The 17,575-nt window shown below is 62.8% G+C and carries 18 protein-coding genes; 12 read left to right on the plus strand and 6 right to left on the minus strand.

Annotation, left to right across the window (positions count from 1 at the left end):
* Positions 1 to 4: 4 nt before the first annotated feature.
* Positions 5 to 730, minus strand: coding sequence for a GNAT family N-acetyltransferase (locus BMW66_RS15475; RefSeq protein ID WP_093119808.1), 726 nt, complete (start codon positions 728 to 730; stop codon positions 5 to 7).
* Positions 727 to 1,446, minus strand: coding sequence for a competence/damage-inducible protein A (locus tag BMW66_RS15480; protein WP_093119829.1), 720 nt, complete (start codon positions 1,444 to 1,446; stop codon positions 727 to 729). Before BMW66_RS15480 ends, BMW66_RS15475 begins: the two co-directional genes overlap by 4 nt.
* A gap of 46 nt (positions 1,447 to 1,492) precedes the next feature.
* Here BMW66_RS15480 and sfsA point away from each other — a divergent pair, with 46 nt between their 5' ends.
* The 6 genes from sfsA to BMW66_RS15510 all read left to right on the plus strand — a co-directional run bounded on the left by sfsA (position 1,493) and on the right by BMW66_RS15510 (position 7,859).
* Positions 1,493 to 2,197, plus strand: coding sequence for a DNA/RNA nuclease SfsA (gene sfsA / locus BMW66_RS15485; RefSeq protein WP_093119810.1), 705 nt, complete (start codon positions 1,493 to 1,495; stop codon positions 2,195 to 2,197).
* A 158-nt stretch (positions 2,198 to 2,355) separates the two neighbouring features.
* Complete coding sequence (gene map / locus BMW66_RS15490; protein ID WP_093119830.1) at positions 2,356 to 3,162, plus strand: type I methionyl aminopeptidase; 807 nt, start codon at positions 2,356 to 2,358, stop codon at positions 3,160 to 3,162.
* Positions 3,163 to 3,287: 125 nt separating this feature from the next.
* Positions 3,288 to 4,808 carry a 2,3-bisphosphoglycerate-independent phosphoglycerate mutase gene (gpmI, locus tag BMW66_RS15495; protein WP_093119811.1) on the plus strand — a complete coding sequence of 507 codons (1,521 nt, stop codon included), beginning with the start codon at positions 3,288 to 3,290 and terminating at the stop codon, positions 4,806 to 4,808.
* Entirely contained in the window at positions 4,805 to 5,953 is a 1,149-nt protein-coding gene (locus BMW66_RS15500; RefSeq protein ID WP_093119812.1) for a murein hydrolase activator EnvC family protein, read from the plus strand. Before gpmI ends, BMW66_RS15500 begins: the two co-directional genes overlap by 4 nt.
* Before the next feature lies 1 nt (position 5,954).
* Complete coding sequence (locus BMW66_RS15505; protein WP_093119813.1) at positions 5,955 to 7,289, plus strand: S41 family peptidase; 1,335 nt, start codon at positions 5,955 to 5,957, stop codon at positions 7,287 to 7,289.
* Positions 7,290 to 7,364: 75 nt separating this feature from the next.
* Positions 7,365 to 7,859, plus strand: a complete 495-nt coding sequence (locus BMW66_RS15510; protein WP_093119814.1) for an RNA pyrophosphohydrolase — start codon at positions 7,365 to 7,367, stop codon at positions 7,857 to 7,859.
* Between the two features lie 157 nt (positions 7,860 to 8,016).
* On the opposite strand, the gene zapE is transcribed toward BMW66_RS15510, so the two are convergent.
* The gene (gene zapE / locus BMW66_RS15515; RefSeq protein ID WP_093119816.1) at positions 8,017 to 9,081 is read right to left on the minus strand and encodes a cell division protein ZapE; all 1,065 of its coding nucleotides are present in this window, start codon (positions 9,079 to 9,081) and stop codon (positions 8,017 to 8,019) included.
* A 135-nt stretch (positions 9,082 to 9,216) separates the two neighbouring features.
* On the opposite strand from zapE, the gene BMW66_RS15520 reads away from it, so the two are divergent.
* Positions 9,217 to 10,455, plus strand: coding sequence for an MFS transporter (locus BMW66_RS15520; protein WP_093119818.1), 1,239 nt, complete (start codon positions 9,217 to 9,219; stop codon positions 10,453 to 10,455).
* Here BMW66_RS15520 and BMW66_RS15525 read toward each other — a convergent pair.
* The 3 genes from BMW66_RS15525 to BMW66_RS15535 are packed head-to-tail and all read right to left on the minus strand — an operon-like array spanning position 10,452 to position 12,900.
* A complete protein-coding gene (locus BMW66_RS15525; protein WP_245729507.1) occupies positions 10,452 to 11,372 on the minus strand; it encodes an alpha/beta fold hydrolase in 921 nt (306 codons plus the stop codon). The genes BMW66_RS15520 and BMW66_RS15525 overlap by 4 nt on opposite strands.
* Positions 11,369 to 12,280, minus strand: coding sequence for an ornithine cyclodeaminase family protein (locus BMW66_RS15530; protein ID WP_093119819.1), 912 nt, complete (start codon positions 12,278 to 12,280; stop codon positions 11,369 to 11,371). Before BMW66_RS15530 ends, BMW66_RS15525 begins: the two co-directional genes overlap by 4 nt.
* Entirely contained in the window at positions 12,277 to 12,900 is a 624-nt protein-coding gene (locus BMW66_RS15535; protein WP_093119821.1) for an HAD-IA family hydrolase, read from the minus strand. Before BMW66_RS15535 ends, BMW66_RS15530 begins: the two co-directional genes overlap by 4 nt.
* A 629-nt stretch (positions 12,901 to 13,529) precedes the next feature.
* Here BMW66_RS15535 and BMW66_RS15540 point away from each other — a divergent pair.
* The 5 genes from BMW66_RS15540 (at position 13,530) to BMW66_RS15560 (ending at position 17,489) form a co-directional block, all read left to right on the plus strand.
* Complete coding sequence (locus tag BMW66_RS15540; protein ID WP_093119822.1) at positions 13,530 to 13,709, plus strand: hypothetical protein; 180 nt, start codon at positions 13,530 to 13,532, stop codon at positions 13,707 to 13,709.
* Between the two features lie 160 nt (positions 13,710 to 13,869).
* Positions 13,870 to 14,049, plus strand: a complete 180-nt coding sequence (locus BMW66_RS15545; protein WP_093119823.1) for a Flp family type IVb pilin — start codon at positions 13,870 to 13,872, stop codon at positions 14,047 to 14,049.
* 169 nt (positions 14,050 to 14,218) lie between these two features.
* Positions 14,219 to 15,082 (plus strand): Flp pilus assembly protein CpaB, encoded by an 864-nt coding sequence (gene cpaB / locus BMW66_RS15550; protein WP_093119825.1) that lies wholly within the window; start codon positions 14,219 to 14,221, stop codon positions 15,080 to 15,082.
* Between the two features lie 287 nt (positions 15,083 to 15,369).
* Positions 15,370 to 16,797: a type II and III secretion system protein family protein gene (locus tag BMW66_RS15555; RefSeq protein ID WP_093119833.1), complete on the plus strand. Its 1,428-nt coding sequence runs from the start codon at positions 15,370 to 15,372 to the stop codon at positions 16,795 to 16,797.
* A gap of 5 nt (positions 16,798 to 16,802) precedes the next feature.
* On the plus strand, positions 16,803 to 17,489 hold the full coding sequence (locus BMW66_RS15560; protein ID WP_093119826.1) for an OmpA family protein: 687 nt from the start codon (positions 16,803 to 16,805) through the stop codon (positions 17,487 to 17,489).
* Positions 17,490 to 17,575: the final 86 nt, after the last annotated feature.

Raw genomic sequence — 17,575 nt, forward strand, 5'->3', positions numbered from 1 at the left:
CGTCTCAGGTTTTCTGTCTGTAGTGATACTGTCCCACAAGCGTCATGCCGAGGGAAGCATAGAGCGCATTGGCGCCTTCGTTGTCCCGTGTGCAGACCACCGAAAGCGTATGCCCCCCCTCCTCCAGCGTCCAGAATGCGGCGCGCTGCATCATCCAGCGGGCCAGCCCCTCGCGTCGCTGAAACGGAAGGATTTCCAGCGCGTGAACCATCGCGATCCCGTCATACATCGCCACGAAACCCGCGCCCGCCGGGCTGTCGCGCCAACGGCTGACGAACCCCGTCTTGGGCTCGCAGGCCCGGTGCATCACGGCCACCCGCCCGGGCCCGATGCCGCCATCGGCCCAGATCTCCTCCATGATCCGAAGCGGCTCCCACGCCGGAATGGCAACCGTGCGCGGCGGGCGCTTGGTGGCGATCGCCTCGGCCGGGGCGGCATACATGTTCACCGGGTCCAACACCCTGTAGCCCAGCCTGTCCAGCAGTGTGTCGAGCGCCTCGTCCCCCTCGCGGATCATGAATAACGGCACCTGCCCCAGCGACCGCATGGCATCTTCGGCGGGGGGGATATCCCCCGGCTCTGCCGGTCCGCGCGCCACGGCGGCGGACACACGCTTGCCGCCGCCCTGACCTTCATGAATGAAGAACGGCCCCTGCCGGCTGCGCCCCGCGGACGGCCAGGTTTCCTCGATCACCTCGTAAAGCCGGTGCGCGGTGGGCAGGCGCCTCATGCGAAGATCTCCGACAGTCGCGTCATGGCGGCATCGACGCGCGCCCCGTCACTGCCCCGGATCACCACCTGCGCGCCATGAACGCCGTCCTGCTGAAACGGGTAGGAGCCGAAGGACAGGTCGGGGAATTCCCGCGCCAGCCCAGCCAGCGGCCCGGCAATGTCTCCCTCTCCGCGCATGATGCGCAGCGACTGCGACAAGAGCGGTGCGCCCCCGCTCAGCGTCGGCAAAATGCTCGCCACCATCGCCTCGAACACCGACGGCACTCCGGCCATCACATACACGTTGCCGATGCTGAACCCCGGCGCCACCGACACCGGGTTCTCGATCAGCGTTGCCCCGTCCGGGATACGCGCCATGCGCAGACGTGCCTCGTTCAACTCGCGTCCCGTGCTGTCATAGTGCGCCTGCAACAGTGCCCGCGCATCGGCGCGCACATCGATCGGAACGCCAAAGCAGGCCGCCACGCAATCGGCGGTGATGTCATCATGGGTCGGCCCGATCCCGCCCGAGGTGAACACGGTATCATGCACCGCTTTCAGCGCGCGCAGCGCCTCGATGATCGCCTCGCGCTCATCGGGAACAACCCGCACCTCCCGAAGGTCGATGCCGTGCTTGGTCAACTCCCCGGCAAGATAATGCATGTTCGCATCGCGGGTCCGGCCCGAGAGGATCTCGTCCCCGATGACCAGCATGGCGGCGGTTGGGTTGGGCATCTGCATCTCCTTGCGTGCGCTATGTCGCAGGTATAGGCCCCTGCTCATGCGCTTTCAAACCCCTCTGATCCCGGCCGTGCTGATCCGCCGCTACAAAAGGTTCCTCGCGGACGTCCGGCTCGAGAGCGGCGAGGAGGTGACTGCCCATTGCGCCAACCCCGGCTCGATGATGGGACTGGCCAACCCGGGCAGCCGAATCTGGCTGGAGCCCAACGACGACCCGAAGAAGAAACTGCGCTACGGCTGGCGGCTGGTGGAGCATGACAGCGGCCATTTCACCGGGGTGGACACATCGCTGCCGAACCGCGCGCTGAAGGCAGCGCTGGAGGCGCGCGCGCTGCCGGATCTGTCCAACTATGACCAAGTGCGGCCCGAGGTGCGCTATGGCACGAAAAGCCGGGTGGATTTCCTGCTCTCGGCGCCGGGCCGCCCTGATCTTTATCTCGAGGTCAAGAGCGTGACCCTCTCGCGCCGCCCCGGTCTGGCGGAATTTCCCGACAGCGTGACGGACCGCGGGCGCCGACACCTGCAGGAGTTGCAGACGATGGCCCGCTCTGGCCACCGCGCCATGATGTTCTATCTCGTGCAGCGCACGGATGCGGTGCGGGTGAAGCTCGCCGGGGATATCGACCCGGCCTATACCGCCGCCTGCGATGCCGCGCGCGGGGCAGGGGTGGAGATGCTCGCCTATGGCTGCGCAATCACACCCGAATCGATCGAGATCGGCGCCCCCTTGCCCTTTGTCCCCTGAGCGATGGACAAGGACACGAGCGCCGGACGCCTCCGGCGGGAGTATTTTTTGAACAAAGAAAGGGCAGGTGCAAAATGCGGCAACGCGGCGCGGCCCTCTGGCCCTTTCGGTCAATAACGCTTAAGTAAAGCACAATTTCGATGTTTTGGAGCCGTTTCATGAAAAGCAAGGGGCGTCAGACCCGTGAAGGGATCAGACTCTACCAACCGGCGGATTTCGCGGGCATGCACAAGGCCGGGGAACTAGCCGCCCGGATTCTGGACGAGATTGCCGAGCATATCTTTCCCGGCCAGTCGACGGGAGAGATCGACCGCCTCATCGAGGAAAAGATCACCGCCGCCGGTGCGAAATCGGCCACCATCGGCTATCGCGGCTATCAGCACGCAAGCTGCATCAGCGTCAATCACGTCGTCTGCCACGGCATCCCCGGGGAGAAGACGCTCAAAGATGGCGACATCCTCAATATCGACGTGACCGTGATCGTGGACGGATGGTATGGCGACACCTCGCGCATGTATGTCGCGGGAAAACTCACCCGCAAGGCCGAGCGTCTCATTCAGGTCACCCACGACGCGCTGATGGTCGGGATCGAGGCGGTCAGGCCCGGCAACACCTTCGGCGACATCGGTCATGCGATCCAGACCTTCGTGGAAGGCAACCGCATGTCGGTGGTGCGCGATTTCTGCGGCCACGGGCTGGGCCGGGTGTTTCATGCGCCCCCCAACGTGCTGCACTACGGTCGTCCGGGTTCCGGCGCGCGGCTGGAGGAGGGGATGTTCTTCACCATCGAGCCGATGGTGAACCTCGGCCGCCCCGAAACCAAGGTGCTCTCCGATGACTGGACCGCCGTGACGCGGGACAAATCGCTCTCGGCGCAGTTCGAGCATTCCGTCGGCGTGACGAGCGATGGCGCGGACATCTTCACGCTGTCCCCGGCAGGCAAGTTTCATCCGACGTTCGGCTGAACGCCGTTTCCTCATGATGGATCCACCGGCGCGCGGGCGCCAAATCACAGCCCCGCGCCAGAAATCGGTTCAATCACCGGTGCGGGCAGGCTAGAACCCCGGCAACAACCAGACCGGAGTCCCCAATGATCACGCCGAAACCCGTCGCCTTGTGCATTCTCGATGGCTGGGGTCTGCGTGAAGAGACCGAGGCGAACGCCCCCGCGCTCGCCGACACGCCGGTGTTCGACGCGCTGATGGCCAGCTGCCCCCATGCCACGCTGATCACCCATGGCCCCGACGTCGGCCTGCCGAGCGGGCAGATGGGCAATTCCGAGGTTGGGCACACCAATATCGGCGCGGGCCGCGTGGTGGCGATGGATCTCGGCCAGATCGACCTCGCGATCGAGGACGGATCGTTCTTCGACAATCCCGCTCTTGCCGATTTCATCGCCCGACTGAAGAAAACGGGGGGCACCGCGCATCTGATGGGGCTGCTCTCCGACGGTGGGGTGCACGGGCATATCAACCACATCCTCGCCGCGATGCGGGTGATCAGCGGGGCAGGGGTGCCCGTGGTGCTGCACGCCATCACCGACGGCCGTGACGTGGCACCGAAGTCGGCCTTCTCCTATCTCGCGCAGCTGGAAGAGGCGGTGCCCGACTGCGCCCGTATCGGCACCGTGACCGGCCGCTATTTCGCGATGGACCGCGACAACCGCTGGGACCGCGTGGCCGAGGCTTTCGCTGCCATGATCCAAGGGCAGGGCCTGCATGCCGCCACCGCGCAGGCCGCCATCAGCAACGCCTACAACCGCTCTGAAACCGATGAATTCATCACCGCCACCGTGATCGGGGATTATACCGGCGTGCGGGACGGCGATGGCGTCTTCTGCCTGAACTTCCGCGCCGATCGGGCGCGTGAGATCCTCGCCGCCATCGGGCAACCGGGCTTTGACGCCTTCGACACCGGTCGCCGCCCCGATCTGGCCGCCCTGCTCGGCATGGTGGACTATTCCGCCGATCACAGCACCTACATGACAACCGCTTATCCCAAGCAGGAGATCGTGAACACGCTGGGCGAATGGGTGGCCAGGCATGGCCTTCGGCAATACCGGCTGGCCGAGACCGAGAAATACCCGCATGTCACCTTCTTTCTCAACGGCGGCGAGGAAGCCCCCGAGGACGGAGAGGACCGTTGCATGCCTCCCTCGCCCCGGGTGGCGACCTACGACCTGCAACCGGAGATGTCCGCCCATGAGGTGACAGAGAAATTCGTCGCCGCCATCGGTGCGGGCTACGATCTCATCGTGACCAATTACGCCAATCCCGACATGGTGGGCCACACCGGCGATCTGGCCGCGGCGATGCGCGCCTGCGAGGCGGTGGATCGCGGCCTTGGCAAGGTGAAAGAGGCGCTCGAAGCGGCGGGCGGCGCGATGATCGTTACCGCCGATCACGGCAACTGCGAAACCATGACTGATCCCGAAACCGGCGGGCCACACACCGCGCATACCACCAACCCGGTGCCGGTGATCCTTGTTGGCGGCCCGGCGGGCGCACGCCTGCGCGGCGGGCGGCTTGCCGATCTCGCCCCCACGCTGCTCGATTTGATGGGGCTGGACAAACCCCCGGAGATGACCGGGGAAAGCCTGATCCTGAAATGAGACGCCTTCGCGCCCTTCTGCTGCCGCTCGTCCTGACGCTCGCCGCCCAGGCCGCGCCGGCCGCGACCGATCCGGCAGAAGCCGCGCGCGCGGCGGCCGACCAACTCGAGGGCGCCTCCGTCGCGCTTGACGAGGCACAGGACGCCCGCGACCGCGTCAGCGCCCTGACCGAAACCGTGCTCGCCTTCGAGGCCGGGTTGGAGGCCCTGCGCGACAGCCTGCGCCGCGCCACGATCCGCGAACGGCAGCTTGCCCGCGAACTCAAGGCCCGCGAGACGGAGATCGCCCGCCTGCTGGGGGCGCTTCTCACAATCGGCAAGGATACCTCTCCGACGCTTTTCCTGCATCCCGGCGGGCCGACGGGCACAGCACGCTCTGGCATGATCCTCGCGGACATCACTCCGGCGCTGGACTCCGGCGCTGCCCGGCTGCGCAGCGACCTGCAGGAGGTGATGATCCTGCGCCAGTTGCAGCAGGGCGCGGCCCAAACCCTTCAAGAGGGGCTCACCGGCGTGCAGGACGCCCGCACCGCGCTCAGCCAGGCGATTGCCAACCGCACCGACCTGCCCAAACGCTTTTCCGAAGACCCGATCAAGACCGCGCTTCTCATCGCCTCGACTGAAACGCTCGAAGGCTTCGCCAGCGGGCTGGCCGAAATCGACCCTCAGGGCGATACGAACGACGGCGAGGTGTCCGACATCACCGACCGCAAGGGCGAATTGCCCCTGCCGGTGCAGGCCAATGTGCTGCGCCGCGCGGGAGAAGCGGACGCCGCCGGCATCCGCCGCCCCGGCCTCGTGCTCGCCACGCGGCCCAATGCGCTCGTCACCACGCCCACGGCGGCGACGATTCGCTATCGCGGCCCGCTTCTCGACTACGGCAACGTGATGATCCTTGAACCGCAGCCTGATCTGATGTTCGTACTGGCCGGGCTCGACAGCGTGTTCGGGTCTACCGGCGATGTTCTCCCCGAAGGCTCTCCCGTGGGGCTGATGGGTGGACATGACCCCGGTATAGGCGCAATCCTGTCACAGTCGAGTGAGGGCACTGGTCAAGACAGGTCGGAAACGCTCTATTTGGAAGTGAGAGAGGGCAAGACGCCCGTGGACCCCGAAACATGGTTCCGCACAGACAAGGAAGGTTGAGATGAGGAAATTCGTCGTCGCCGCGTTGGGCGGCACCCTGGCCGGGCTTCTGGCCACCACGCAAGTGGCCGGCCCGCTTCTGGCGCAGGACAGCGCACGCACCAGCAGCGTCTATGAACAGCTTGACCTGTTCGGGGACATTTTCGAACGCATCCGCGCGCAATACGTTGAGGATGTGGACGAAGGAGAGTTGATTGAGGCCGCGATCAACGGCATGCTCACCTCGCTCGATCCCCATTCGTCCTACCTGTCGCCCGACGCCGCGGACCAGATGCGCGTGCAGACGCGCGGAGAGTTTGGCGGCCTCGGCATCGAGGTCACGCAGGAAGAGGGCTTCGTGAAGGTGGTCTCGCCGATCGACGGCACCCCCGCCGATGCCGCAGGCGTCGAAGCGGGCGATTTCATCACCCATGTGGACGGCGAATCGGTGCTCGGCCTCACCCTCGATGAGGCGGTGGATCTGATGCGCGGGCCGGTCGGCTCCGAGATCGTGATCACCGTCGTGCGTGAAGGTTCGCCCGAACCCTTCGACGTTTCGATCATCCGCGACACGATCAAGCTTGTCGCCGTGCGCTCGCGGACCGAAGGCGATACCGTGGTGCTGCGTGTGACCACCTTCAACGACCAGACCATGGAGAATCTCGAAGAAGGACTCGCCGAACAGGTCGAGGCCGCGGGCGGTTTTGACAATATCTCCGGCATCGTTCTCGACCTGCGCAACAACCCCGGCGGGCTTCTGACACAGGCGATCAAGGTCTCCGACGCCTTTCTCGACGCCGGAGAGATCGTGTCCACCCGTGGCCGCGCGACGGACGGCGAACGCTACAACGCCACGCCGGGCGATCTGAGCGAGGGCAAACCCATCGTGGTGCTGATCAACGGCGGCTCCGCTTCGGCCTCCGAGATTGTCGCCGGGGCGCTTCAGGATCACCGCCGCGCGGTGGTGGTGGGCACCAAGAGTTTCGGCAAGGGCTCTGTGCAGACGGTGATGCCGCTGCGCGGGGATGGCGCGATGCGCCTGACCACCTCGCGCTACTATACCCCGTCGGGTCGCTCCATTCAGGCGCTTGGCGTCTCGCCCGATATCGTCGTGCCGCAGCCGCGTCGCACCCCCGGCGAGGAAGACGAGGAGGAAAGCACCTCCCGCGCCCCCCGCACCGAGGCGGATCTGCGCGGCCGGCTCAACAACGACAGCCTGAGCGAGGATGAAATCCGCCAGATCGAAGAGGATCGTGCGCGCGCAGAGGCCGCAACGAAACTCCGCGAAGAGGATTACCAACTCGCCTATGCCATCGACCTCCTGCGCGGCATGACTGCGCTCGGCTCGAGAAACTGAGGCGTCAGCCCCTCCTCCGCACGGCGCGGGGGAGGGGCGCTCGACGCCTTTCCAGCACGATACCCGGCAGGACAGATGACCCCCGACGACATCGCCCGACTTCCGTATCGCCGAAATGTCGGCGTCATGCTCGTGAACGAGGCGGGTCAGGTGTTCGTCGGACAGCGGCACGACACCGACATGCCCGCGTGGCAGATGCCACAAGGCGGCATCGACGAGGGGGAGGACGCCCGCACCGCCGCCCTGCGCGAGCTGGAAGAGGAAACAGGCGTTTCCCCATCCCTTGTCACTGTCGAGGCCGAAACCGATGGCTGGCTGTTCTACGACCTGCCGACCGAGATCGTGCCGCGCATCTGGAAGGGGCGTTTTCGCGGTCAGGAACAGAAATGGTTCCTGATGCGCTTTCACGGCCGCGACGATCACATAAGGATCGACGGGGATCACCCCGAGTTCACCGAATGGCGCTGGCTTCCCCCGTCAGAGCTGATTGACCGGATCGTGCCCTTCAAGCGCGAGGTTTACCAGCAAGTGCTCGACGCTTTCGCCGCCCATCTGGCGAGTGACAGCTGACGCCCCGCCCGCAGTTTCACCTTTGAAAATTACTCAAAATGCAACGCGCGCCCCGTTTATCACGCCCACGGGGGCGCGGATCGGTTTTCAATACCGACGTAATACCGACGTTTTACCGACGTGATACCGAAACCTCTTTTTCAATAAAATCAGCCAATTAACCCTGATTCGCCCAATCCGCGCTCTGCATTTCCCGCAACCGGCTCGCCGTGCGCTCGAACTCGAAGCTGCCTTCGCCCTCGACATAGAGCATTTCCGGCTCCGCTGCGGCCGAACAGATCAGCCGCACCTTCGCCTCGTAAAGCGCGTCGATCAGTGTAACGAACCGCTTGGCTTCATTGAAGTTATTGCGGCTCAGGCGGGGGATGTCCTCCAGCACGAGCACCCGAAGCGCCTGTGCGATCGCAAGGTAGTCGGCCGGGCCGAGCATTCGCCCGCACAGATCGAAAAATCGCGCCCGGCCCACGCCGTTGCGGTATTCGGGCACCTCGACCTTGCGCCCGTTCACCGTCAGCACCAGCGGCTCACCCGGCCCCCCGGCCAGATCCTCCCAGATTTCCCGCATCACCGCCCGCGCCTCCGTGCCGGCCTGGACGAAATACACATCCCGATCCGACAGGCGATTTTGCCTGTAATCACGCGGGCTTGTCAGTTCCCGCACCGCGACGTTCCGCTTCAGGATATCTATGAACGGGACGAAAAGCTGCCGGTTCAACCCATCCTTGTAAAGATCATCGGGCGGCCGGTTCGATGTCGTCACAACCGTCACCCCGGCGGCGAAAAGTGCCTCGAACAACCGCCCCACGATCATCGCATCGGTGATGTCGGAAATGTGCATTTCGTCGAAGGCCAGAAGGCGCAGCTGCTCGGCCACCATCGTCGCCACCGGGGCGATCGCGTCCTCCACTCCGCTCTGCCGGGCGGCGTGCATCCCGGCGTGGATCTCCTGCATGAAGGCGTGAAAATGCACCCTGCGTTTGGGCACCTCGACCGCCTCGGCAAACAGGTCCATGAGCATCGACTTGCCGCGCCCGACCCCGCCCCAGAGATATAGACCCTTCACCGGCTCCGGCGTCGCCCGCCTGAACCAGCCCTTCTTCACCGGCACCGCCAGTGCCGCGCGAATGCGCTCGAACTCGGGCAGGATCGCCTCCTGCGCCGGGTCCGGGTGGATCTCACCGGCTTCGACGGCCCGGGCGTAAAGCTCTGGTATCGTTGTCATATGGCCTTCCTACCCCGCGCGTGACCGCGTGAAAAGACAGCCGGCCATAACGTTCCGTCACGTCCCACCACACAATTGCTGAATTGACGATCCCGCCCGCTCTGGCAATAGTTCGGCCACCACGAAGGAGCCCCCATGCAAGCGCGTGCCCCCCTGTTCACCCCGGTCCTTGTGGTCGGTTGCGTTATCATCCTGATTTCCTTCGCCATCCGGGCGAGCTTTGGCGTGTTCCAGATCCCCATCGCCGAGGAATTCGGCTGGCTGCGCGCAGAGTTCTCCCTCGCCATCGCAATCCAGAATCTGGCATGGGGCATCGGTCAGCCGATCTTTGCAGCAATTGCCGAGAGGGTGGGCGACCGCAAGGCCATCATCCTTGGCGCGTTCACCTATGCCGCCGGGCTGGTGTTGTCATCCTTCGCCGTATCGCCACAGGCGCATCAACTCTATGAAATCCTTGTGGGGTTCGGCGTCGCGGGCACGGGATTCGGAGTCATCCTCGCCGTGGTCGGGCGGGCAAGTTCCGATGAAAACCGCTCCATGTCGCTGGCCATCGCCACCGCCGCCGGCTCTGCCGGGCAGGTCTTCGGCGCGCCGGTGGCCGAGTATCTTCTCACCTTCCTGACATGGCAGGCGACGTTCCTTGTCTTTGCCACCGCGATCCTTGCGACACTGCTGACGCTGCCGCTGATGCGTGCGCCCGTCGCCAGCAAGGCCGAGCTGGAAGAGAGTATGGGCACGATCCTCATGCGTGCCTTCCGCGATCCGTCCTACACGCTGATTTTCCTGGGGTTCTTTTCCTGCGGGTATCAGCTTGCCTTTGTCACCGCGCATTTCCCCGCCTTCGTGACAGAGATGTGCGGCGCCATAGACCCATCCGGCACGCTCGCCTCTGTCGGGGTGACGACAACCTCGCGGCTGGGCGCCGTGGCCATCGCGATCATCGGCCTGGCCAATATCGCCGGTACGCTCTTCGCTGGCTGGCTGGGCAAACGATATTCCAAGAAATACCTTCTGGCGGCGATCTATACCGGGCGCACCATTATCGCGGCAGGGTTCATCCTGCTGCCGATCACGCCAACCTCGGTGATCGTGTTTTCCGTGGCGATGGGGGCGCTGTGGCTGGCCACCGTGCCGCTCACCTCCGGGCTTGTGGCGCATATTTATGGGCTACGATACATGGGCACACTTTATGGCATCGTGTTCTTCAGCCACCAGTTGGGCAGCTTTCTCGGCGTCTGGCTGGGCGGGCGGATGTATGACATCTACGGCGATTACACGATGGTCTGGTGGATCGGCGTGGGCGTCGGCGCCTTCAGCGCCATCGTGCATCTGCCCGTGCGCGAACGCCCCGCCGCCATGCCCGCGCCCGCTTAACCCTTTTTCAACACCGGGGTGATACGCTCCACGAGATCCTGTGTATGGGTGTAAACCAATCCATGCCCCGCATCGTCGATCACGACCTGTTCGGCATCGGGGTTCGCGCTCTCCAGCCGCCCCTTGCAGGTGATCGGGATCACGCTGTCCCGCGCGCCCCAGACGGCGATGACAGGCACGCCCGCCGCGTGCACGGCGCGATGCTCCGCGTCCTGCGTGGGGCTCAACATCCCGCGCAATGATGCGGTCACGGATCGCAGCAGCCCGCGATAGCGCAACTCGGCAACCTGCCGGTCCGCGATGCCGGGCACGGTGCCTGGGGTGTCCCGCTCTGCCGCGCTCCCCTTGCGAAGCGTGCGGGGATATAGCGCTTGAATGAGCCAGTCCCCGATCCCCGGCACCCTCTGCGCGATCTTCGCGACCATGCCAAGCTCATGGCCCATGCCGGCCGGCACCAGCAGTACCACCTGTCGCACCCGATCCGGATGCCGCGCGGCAAAGGCGGTGGAAATGGCAGACCCCATGGAATTGCCGATAAGCGTCACCGACCCGTCAATCTCTTGATCGCGCAAGAGCTCCTCAGGCTGCCGGCAAAAGAAATCCGCATCCTGACGGCCAAACGGTCGATCCGAGAAGCCGCGTCCGTATAGGTCATAGCTCAGCACGCGAAAGCCCATATCGGCTAGGTGCGGTATGAGCCCGTCATAGGTATAGCGTGGCGTCGTCAGCCCGTGAATGCAAACCGCGACCGGCCCATTCTCCGGCCCGTCCCAGCGGTAATGCGTCACCCCCTGCCGCAGATGCGCGAGCGACCCATCGGCCCCCTTGCGCGCCGTCGCGTCCATCGGCCTGCGCAGCGCCTCAATGCCGTAGGGCGCGGCCAGCGCAGCCACCGCCAAGGCCAGTGCCCAGTTCACGACGCCTGCCAGCGATCGAGAATATAGCGGCTCGTCATCAGGTCGAGATGCGCGCCCCCGCCATTCTTGAACAGCGTGATCTCGTCATCCGATTGCCGCGCGAAAGCCGCGAGATCATAGTAGTCAGCCACCACGTCGGAACGCGCGATCGCCCCGGCCTCAAGTGGAATCTTCAACTCCCCGATATGGCCCAGCGTGGTGTCGAAACTGTCCACGAAGAGTCGTGCTCGCTGCAATGCGGTATCGTCCGCCTCGCGCATGTCGGGACGATAAGCGCCAATCAGGTCGACATGTTGACCGGGCCGAAGCCATTCTCCGCGCAGCACTGGATCGGTGGACATGGTGGCGCAGGTCACGATATCGGCGGCCTTAACGGCCTCCTCCAGATCCTCCACTACCGCCATGCCGTCAAACCGCGACGCCATCTCCTCGGCCCTCGCGCGCGTCCGGTTCCAGACGGTGAACCGCGCCCGCGGAAAGGCCGCGCCATAGGCCGCGCGCAGATTATGCCCGACGGTTCCCGCCCCCACGATCAGGATCTCGCGCGCATCCGACCGTGCCAATCGCCGCGCCGCCAGAAGGCTGTCGCCAGCGGTTTTCCACTTCGTCACAAGATGAAAGTCGACAACCGCCGCCAATGTCCCCTGGGTATCGTCAAACAGCGTCATCGCGCCGTTGACCATCGGCACGCCCCGCCCCGGATTGCCGGGAAAGATCGTGGCCGACTTCACCCCGATGCCGAGTCCGTCAATCCACGCCTGCCGCTGCAAGAGCGTATCTTCGCCCCGATAAAGTAGCCCGTCGGATATCTCCGCCTTCGGCAGCCCGTGCCCCGCGGCCAGCGCATCGGTCAGCCCGATCCAGTCAAGATTCGCCTCGCCCTCGTCAAAGGGGATGATGGTGGTCATTGCGCCTCCTCCCTGCTCAACAATCCTTCGGACACCAGCCGCCCGGCCCAGCCCTGCGGTTCGGTGAAATGATGCACCTGCCAGCCGCGCGCGGCGGCCGCAGTGATGTTGTCCTTCCTGTCATCGGCAAACAGAAGCCGATCCGGCGCGATCCCGCAATCCTCTTCGACCATCTCATAAATCCTCGGGTCAGGCTTGATCACCTTCATGTGGCCCGAGATATAGTGCCGGTCGAATTCCTCCAGGAATGGATAATGACCGGCGGCATAGGGGTAATTCTGCACGCCGAAATTCGTCAGTGTGAACACGGGCACCCCCCGCCGCCGCAGCGCCCGGAGCAGGCGGACAGAGTGATCAATCGCGGGGCTGGCGAGCTCGATCCAGTTGTCGTGCCACATCATGATCTCGTCATGCCAGCCCGGATTGGCCGCTGCAAAGGCATGGATCGTCTCGGAGAAATGACCGCCGCGATCCACAACGTTGTTCATTTCATGCAGATCCAGCGCCGCAAACATCTCGCGCCGCCGCGCCTCTCCTATCACGCGGTCGTAAAAGCGTTCCGGTCGCCATTCGATCAGCACATTGCCGATGTCGAACACCACTGCCTCGATCCTGGTCATAGCTCTTCCCGTCCGGTCATATCCGAAGCCTAAAGCGCATCCCGATAACTGAAAACCGATTTCAGGTCACGTGGTGCGACCACATCAAGTCGAGCGAGCCCCGCTCGGCCGCGGTGGAATCGATGCCAGGCGCAACGCCTGGACGCAGTCGGGCCCGAACCTGTCGCGCTTCCATTCCGCCCCATGCGGGAACGTCGTAGTTCAACATTGGCCCTTGGTGCCGCCCGCGCATTGTCACGTCATTGATACCGTGTCAGATATAGATGGGGCCGGCCCATTTACGGCCTGCCAACCTCATGCGGACAAGTGTGCCTTTCATCAAGGCGAGCCGGTCGTTTTCCTTCGGAGGGCTTCGGATATGCGGGCGATTCTCATGGAAATTTTAGCGCCACTCGCCTAATGGGTGAGTCATTCAAGATTTTAAAGCATTTAAAATCATATATTTAAACGAAAAACAGGGCAAATTTTTCAGCGATGCAAAAAGGAGCCATTCGTGCCTAAATCATGCCCCAATCCCCGGGCTATATATGCTCATACCAAGTCGGGAACGGGCGATTGAGAGAGGCAGCCCACAACCTTCCCGGTAAGGTGAACTTAAAACGCAACTGATCCTTTGGAGGGACAAAACCATGATCAAGTTCATCAAAAACTTCCGCAAAGACGAAGACGGTGCCGTGACGGTTGACTGGGTCGTTCTGACCGCAGCCGTGGTTGGCCTGGCCGTGGCGGCCTACACCGCCATCGAGAGCAACACTCAAACACTTGCTGACGCGGCAGCCACTGAAATCGGTGGGCAAAACGACTTCTAATAGTCCGTCGATCCCTGATGAATATCAAGAAAGGGGCCCTACCCATAAGTGGTATGGCCCCTTTTTATCCTTCGACCCTAAGGCCGAGCCAGTGCTGAGGCGCGACCGCTTACAAACTCGGTAGTCTCTGGACAGAAGGCAACTCCCAAGAGTAGGTGATATGTTGAAACGTTTTCTTACCAGATTCCACCGCAATGAACGCGGCGCTGTCACTGTGGACTGGGTGGTGATCACTGCCGGTGTCGTGGCGCTTAGCCTTGCTGTTTTTGCACTGATCGGCACCGAGGCAACCGAATTGGCGACCACAACCGGCGATACGATCCGCGACCGCGCGAACTGACCCGTAGGTCTGAACCGATCTTGGGCGGCTTCAGTGCGGATAACCCCGGAATTGACCCGCCGTTTTCGTCTTTTGGCCACAATCGGGCAACACACTGTTTTGATAATCTGAATCTGCGGGCGTGCGGCGATCCTTTCGCGTCCGTCCAAAGGCGACACGAGGTGATTTCATGCGTATGATGTTTGCAGTGGTCCTGCTGATCGGCCTCGGTCTGGCCGGTTTCGCGGTCTACATGGCCCAGAACTATATCGAAGGGTATCAGGCTGCCCTGGCGAAGGAGCGGGCGGAGCGCAAGCCGGCAATCGAAACGGTCGAGGTGTTCGTGGCCGATCGCCCGCTGAACTACGGTGAGGAGATCAAACAGGCGGATGTACGCAAGGTCAAATGGCCAAAGTCCTCTGTGCCGGAGGGGGTGTTCGGAACGATGGACGACCTCTTTCCCGAAGGCGAAGCGCGCCTGCGCTCTGTGATGCGCTCTATGGAGAAGAACGAGGCGATCCTGAGCAAGAAAGTGACACGACCGGGTGAAGATGCCGGTATCACAGCGCGGCTCGAACGCGGAATGCGCGCCTTTGCGATTCGCGTCGATGTGGCCAGCGGCGTTTCGGGATTCTTGCGTCCCGGCGACCGGGTGGATGTGTACTGGACCGGCCGCGTACCGGGTGATGGCGGCGCGAATACCGACAGTGAGGTGACCAAGCTGATCTTTCCGGGGCTACGGCTTATCGCCGTTGATCAGAGTGCCAACCAGGATCTCGACGCCGGAACAATCGCGCGCACTGTCACCGTCTCCGCCACGCCGCAGGATGTGGCCGGGCTTGCGCAGGCCCAAAGCAGCGGGCGGCTGTCGCTGTCGCTTGTCGGGGCGCAGGATGACACAATCTCAAGCGCCATCGAAATAAATCAACGCAGTCTGCTCGGGATTGCAGAGCGCGCCGAGGCGCCAGCCCCGGTGGAAAAGGAAAAGGTCTGCACGATCCGAACCCGCCGAGGCTCCGAAGTGGTGGAGATCCCGATCCCCTGTACCAACTGATCCCCATGGTTTTTCAACGTGGACGATCGGTTGATGCGAGACTCCAGCCTGTTTCACCCGGCAATCCGACCCAATGGTCGGCGCCGGGTGAAATCGTGAATAGCCCCCGGTTTCAAGAGCTTAACGCCAATATCAGATCATGGGCGGTATGGCGCTGTTGCGGCTTATCCACATAAAGCCAGTGCCGGAAGTCATTGATTCTTGCAAAAAAACGCCGGATAGCGCAGATTGGCCCAATAGACGGACAAAAGATCCGTATTGCAAACGTGATCGGAGAGGCAGGTCACATGACATTTCGTTTTTTCTTATCGGGCGCCCTGTTGGGTCTGTCCGTGGCGCTTTGCCCGTTGGGCGATGGGGCGGCGCATGCCCAATCGCTCAATATCCTGCGTAGCGGTACAGAGGCAACTCTCAACGTTCCGGTGAATCGCGCTGTGGTCGTCGAAAGCGAGACACCCTTTGCCGAGCTCAGTATTGCCAACCCGTCGATTGCCGATATTTCATCGCTCTCGGACCGCACCATATATGTGCTTGGGAAATCCCCGGGCCTGACCACTTTAACTCTGCTTGATGGCAGCGGGCGCCTGATTACCAATGTGAACGTGCGCGTCGCGGCCGATGTATCGGAATTCAAGGAGCGTCTGCGTCAAATCATGCCAGGCGAAAAAATCGAGGTGCGCACCGCCAATGACGGCATCGTGCTGTCCGGCACGGTGTCCTCGACGCAGCGGTTGCAGCGCGCGCTCGATCTTGCGGAACGCTACGCTCCGGAACGGGTATCCAACCTGATGAGTGTAAGCGGTGTGCAGCAGGTCATGCTCAAGGTCCGGTTTGCGGAGATGCAGCGGTCGGTGTCCAAATCGCTTTCCAGTTCGCTGTCACTTGACGGGTCCGTGCTGAGCAATAACCTCGGATTGACTGGTGGTACTGGTACGACAACAACCTCAGGGGCGATCTCCAATGCGCTCGGTGGCGCGGTTCCGGCCAGCAATTCCAATCTCGGCGCCATCCAGTTCGGGTTCAACGCCGGTGCGGTCGAAGTGGGCATCCTTCTTGAAGCCCTGGAAACAAAAGGGGTTGTGCGTACCCTTGCAGAGCCGAACCTGACCGCACTTTCCGGACAGGAGGCGTCGTTCCTTGCAGGCGGTGAGTATCCTGTTCCGGTCAGTCAGGATACAGGCACCGTTTCGGTGGAGTTCAAGCGCTTCGGCGTGGAACTCAACTTTGTGCCGCGTGTGATAGACGGTGATCTGATAAATCTTGAAATGGGCGCTGCGGTATCCGGCATCGACACCAGCAACAGCTTTTCGGATGGCTCTTTCACGATCAACGCCTTCAAGCGACGCGAGGCCTCCACCACGGTGGAACTGCGCGACGGCGAGAGCTTTGCCATTGCCGGTCTGTTGCAAGACGACTTTCAGGATAGCGCCGGTCAGATCCCCTGGCTTGGCGACATCCCGATTTTGGGCGCTCTCTTCCGAAGCGCCGATTACCAGCGCGCGCAATCGGAACTGGTGATTATCGTCACAGCCCACCTTGTTACCCCGACACGGGGGGAGGCATTGGCGCTACCGACTGACAGAGTGAAGCCTCCAAGCGAGAAGGATCTCTTTATGTTTGGCCGAACAGCCAACGATACCCGTCCCAAACTGGGCGCCGCAGGCGAAGTCGCGCGGCAGGATTTCAATGGCTCCTACGGCTATGTGATGGAATAGGGGGCATGCGGGTGCAGACAAAACTTTCCCTTTCCCTGACGATCCTGGGAACCTTGGTTGTGAGTGGCTGCGTAAAGAGCGCAGATCCTGTGATGACCTCATTCTTCCGCGAATCTGGTGCCGTACTCGACACCGAGGGGCACTTCGGCGCGGCAACGGCGAACAACGCCGCGATCATGTCCGGTGAGAAGCAGTATACCGTCGCTCTGGCGCGTCGTTTTGCCGAAGAGGTGCCAAGCAAGATCACCTTCGCCTTCGATAGCGCTGTTCTCGACCAGAATGCTCGGGCCATCCTGCGCCAGCAGGCGGACTGGATCAGACAGTTCCCCGAAGCGCGCTTTCGCGTTTATGGCCATACCGATCTGGTCGGCTCCGAAGCCTATAACAAGCGGCTCGGGCTGCGTCGCGCCAATGCGGTGGTCAGCTATCTCGGCACACAGGGTATAAGTCGCTCACGGCTTGAGGCGGTGGCTTCATTCGGGGAAACGAAACCCCTGATCGTCACCGAGGGACGCGAACGGCGCAACCGGCGCACGGTAACCGAGGTGTCAGGTTTCGTCGAACGCCATCCCACGATAATGGATGGCAAATACGCTCAGGTTATCTACCGTGAATATGTCCAGAGCGCTCAGCCTGCATCGACGCTCTCCCAGATCAGCATTGCAAGCTCGACCGATGGTGGGGGCCCCTAGGTGTTTGATCCCATGGTTTGATGGTGCGATCCTTTCTCGGGAATGGAAGGAAGCATTATGGGACAAGTTCGTCACGGGAGCGCCAC

This window comes from Salinihabitans flavidus, from assembly GCF_900110425.1.
GTDB classification, from domain to species: domain Bacteria; phylum Pseudomonadota; class Alphaproteobacteria; order Rhodobacterales; family Rhodobacteraceae; genus Salinihabitans; species Salinihabitans flavidus.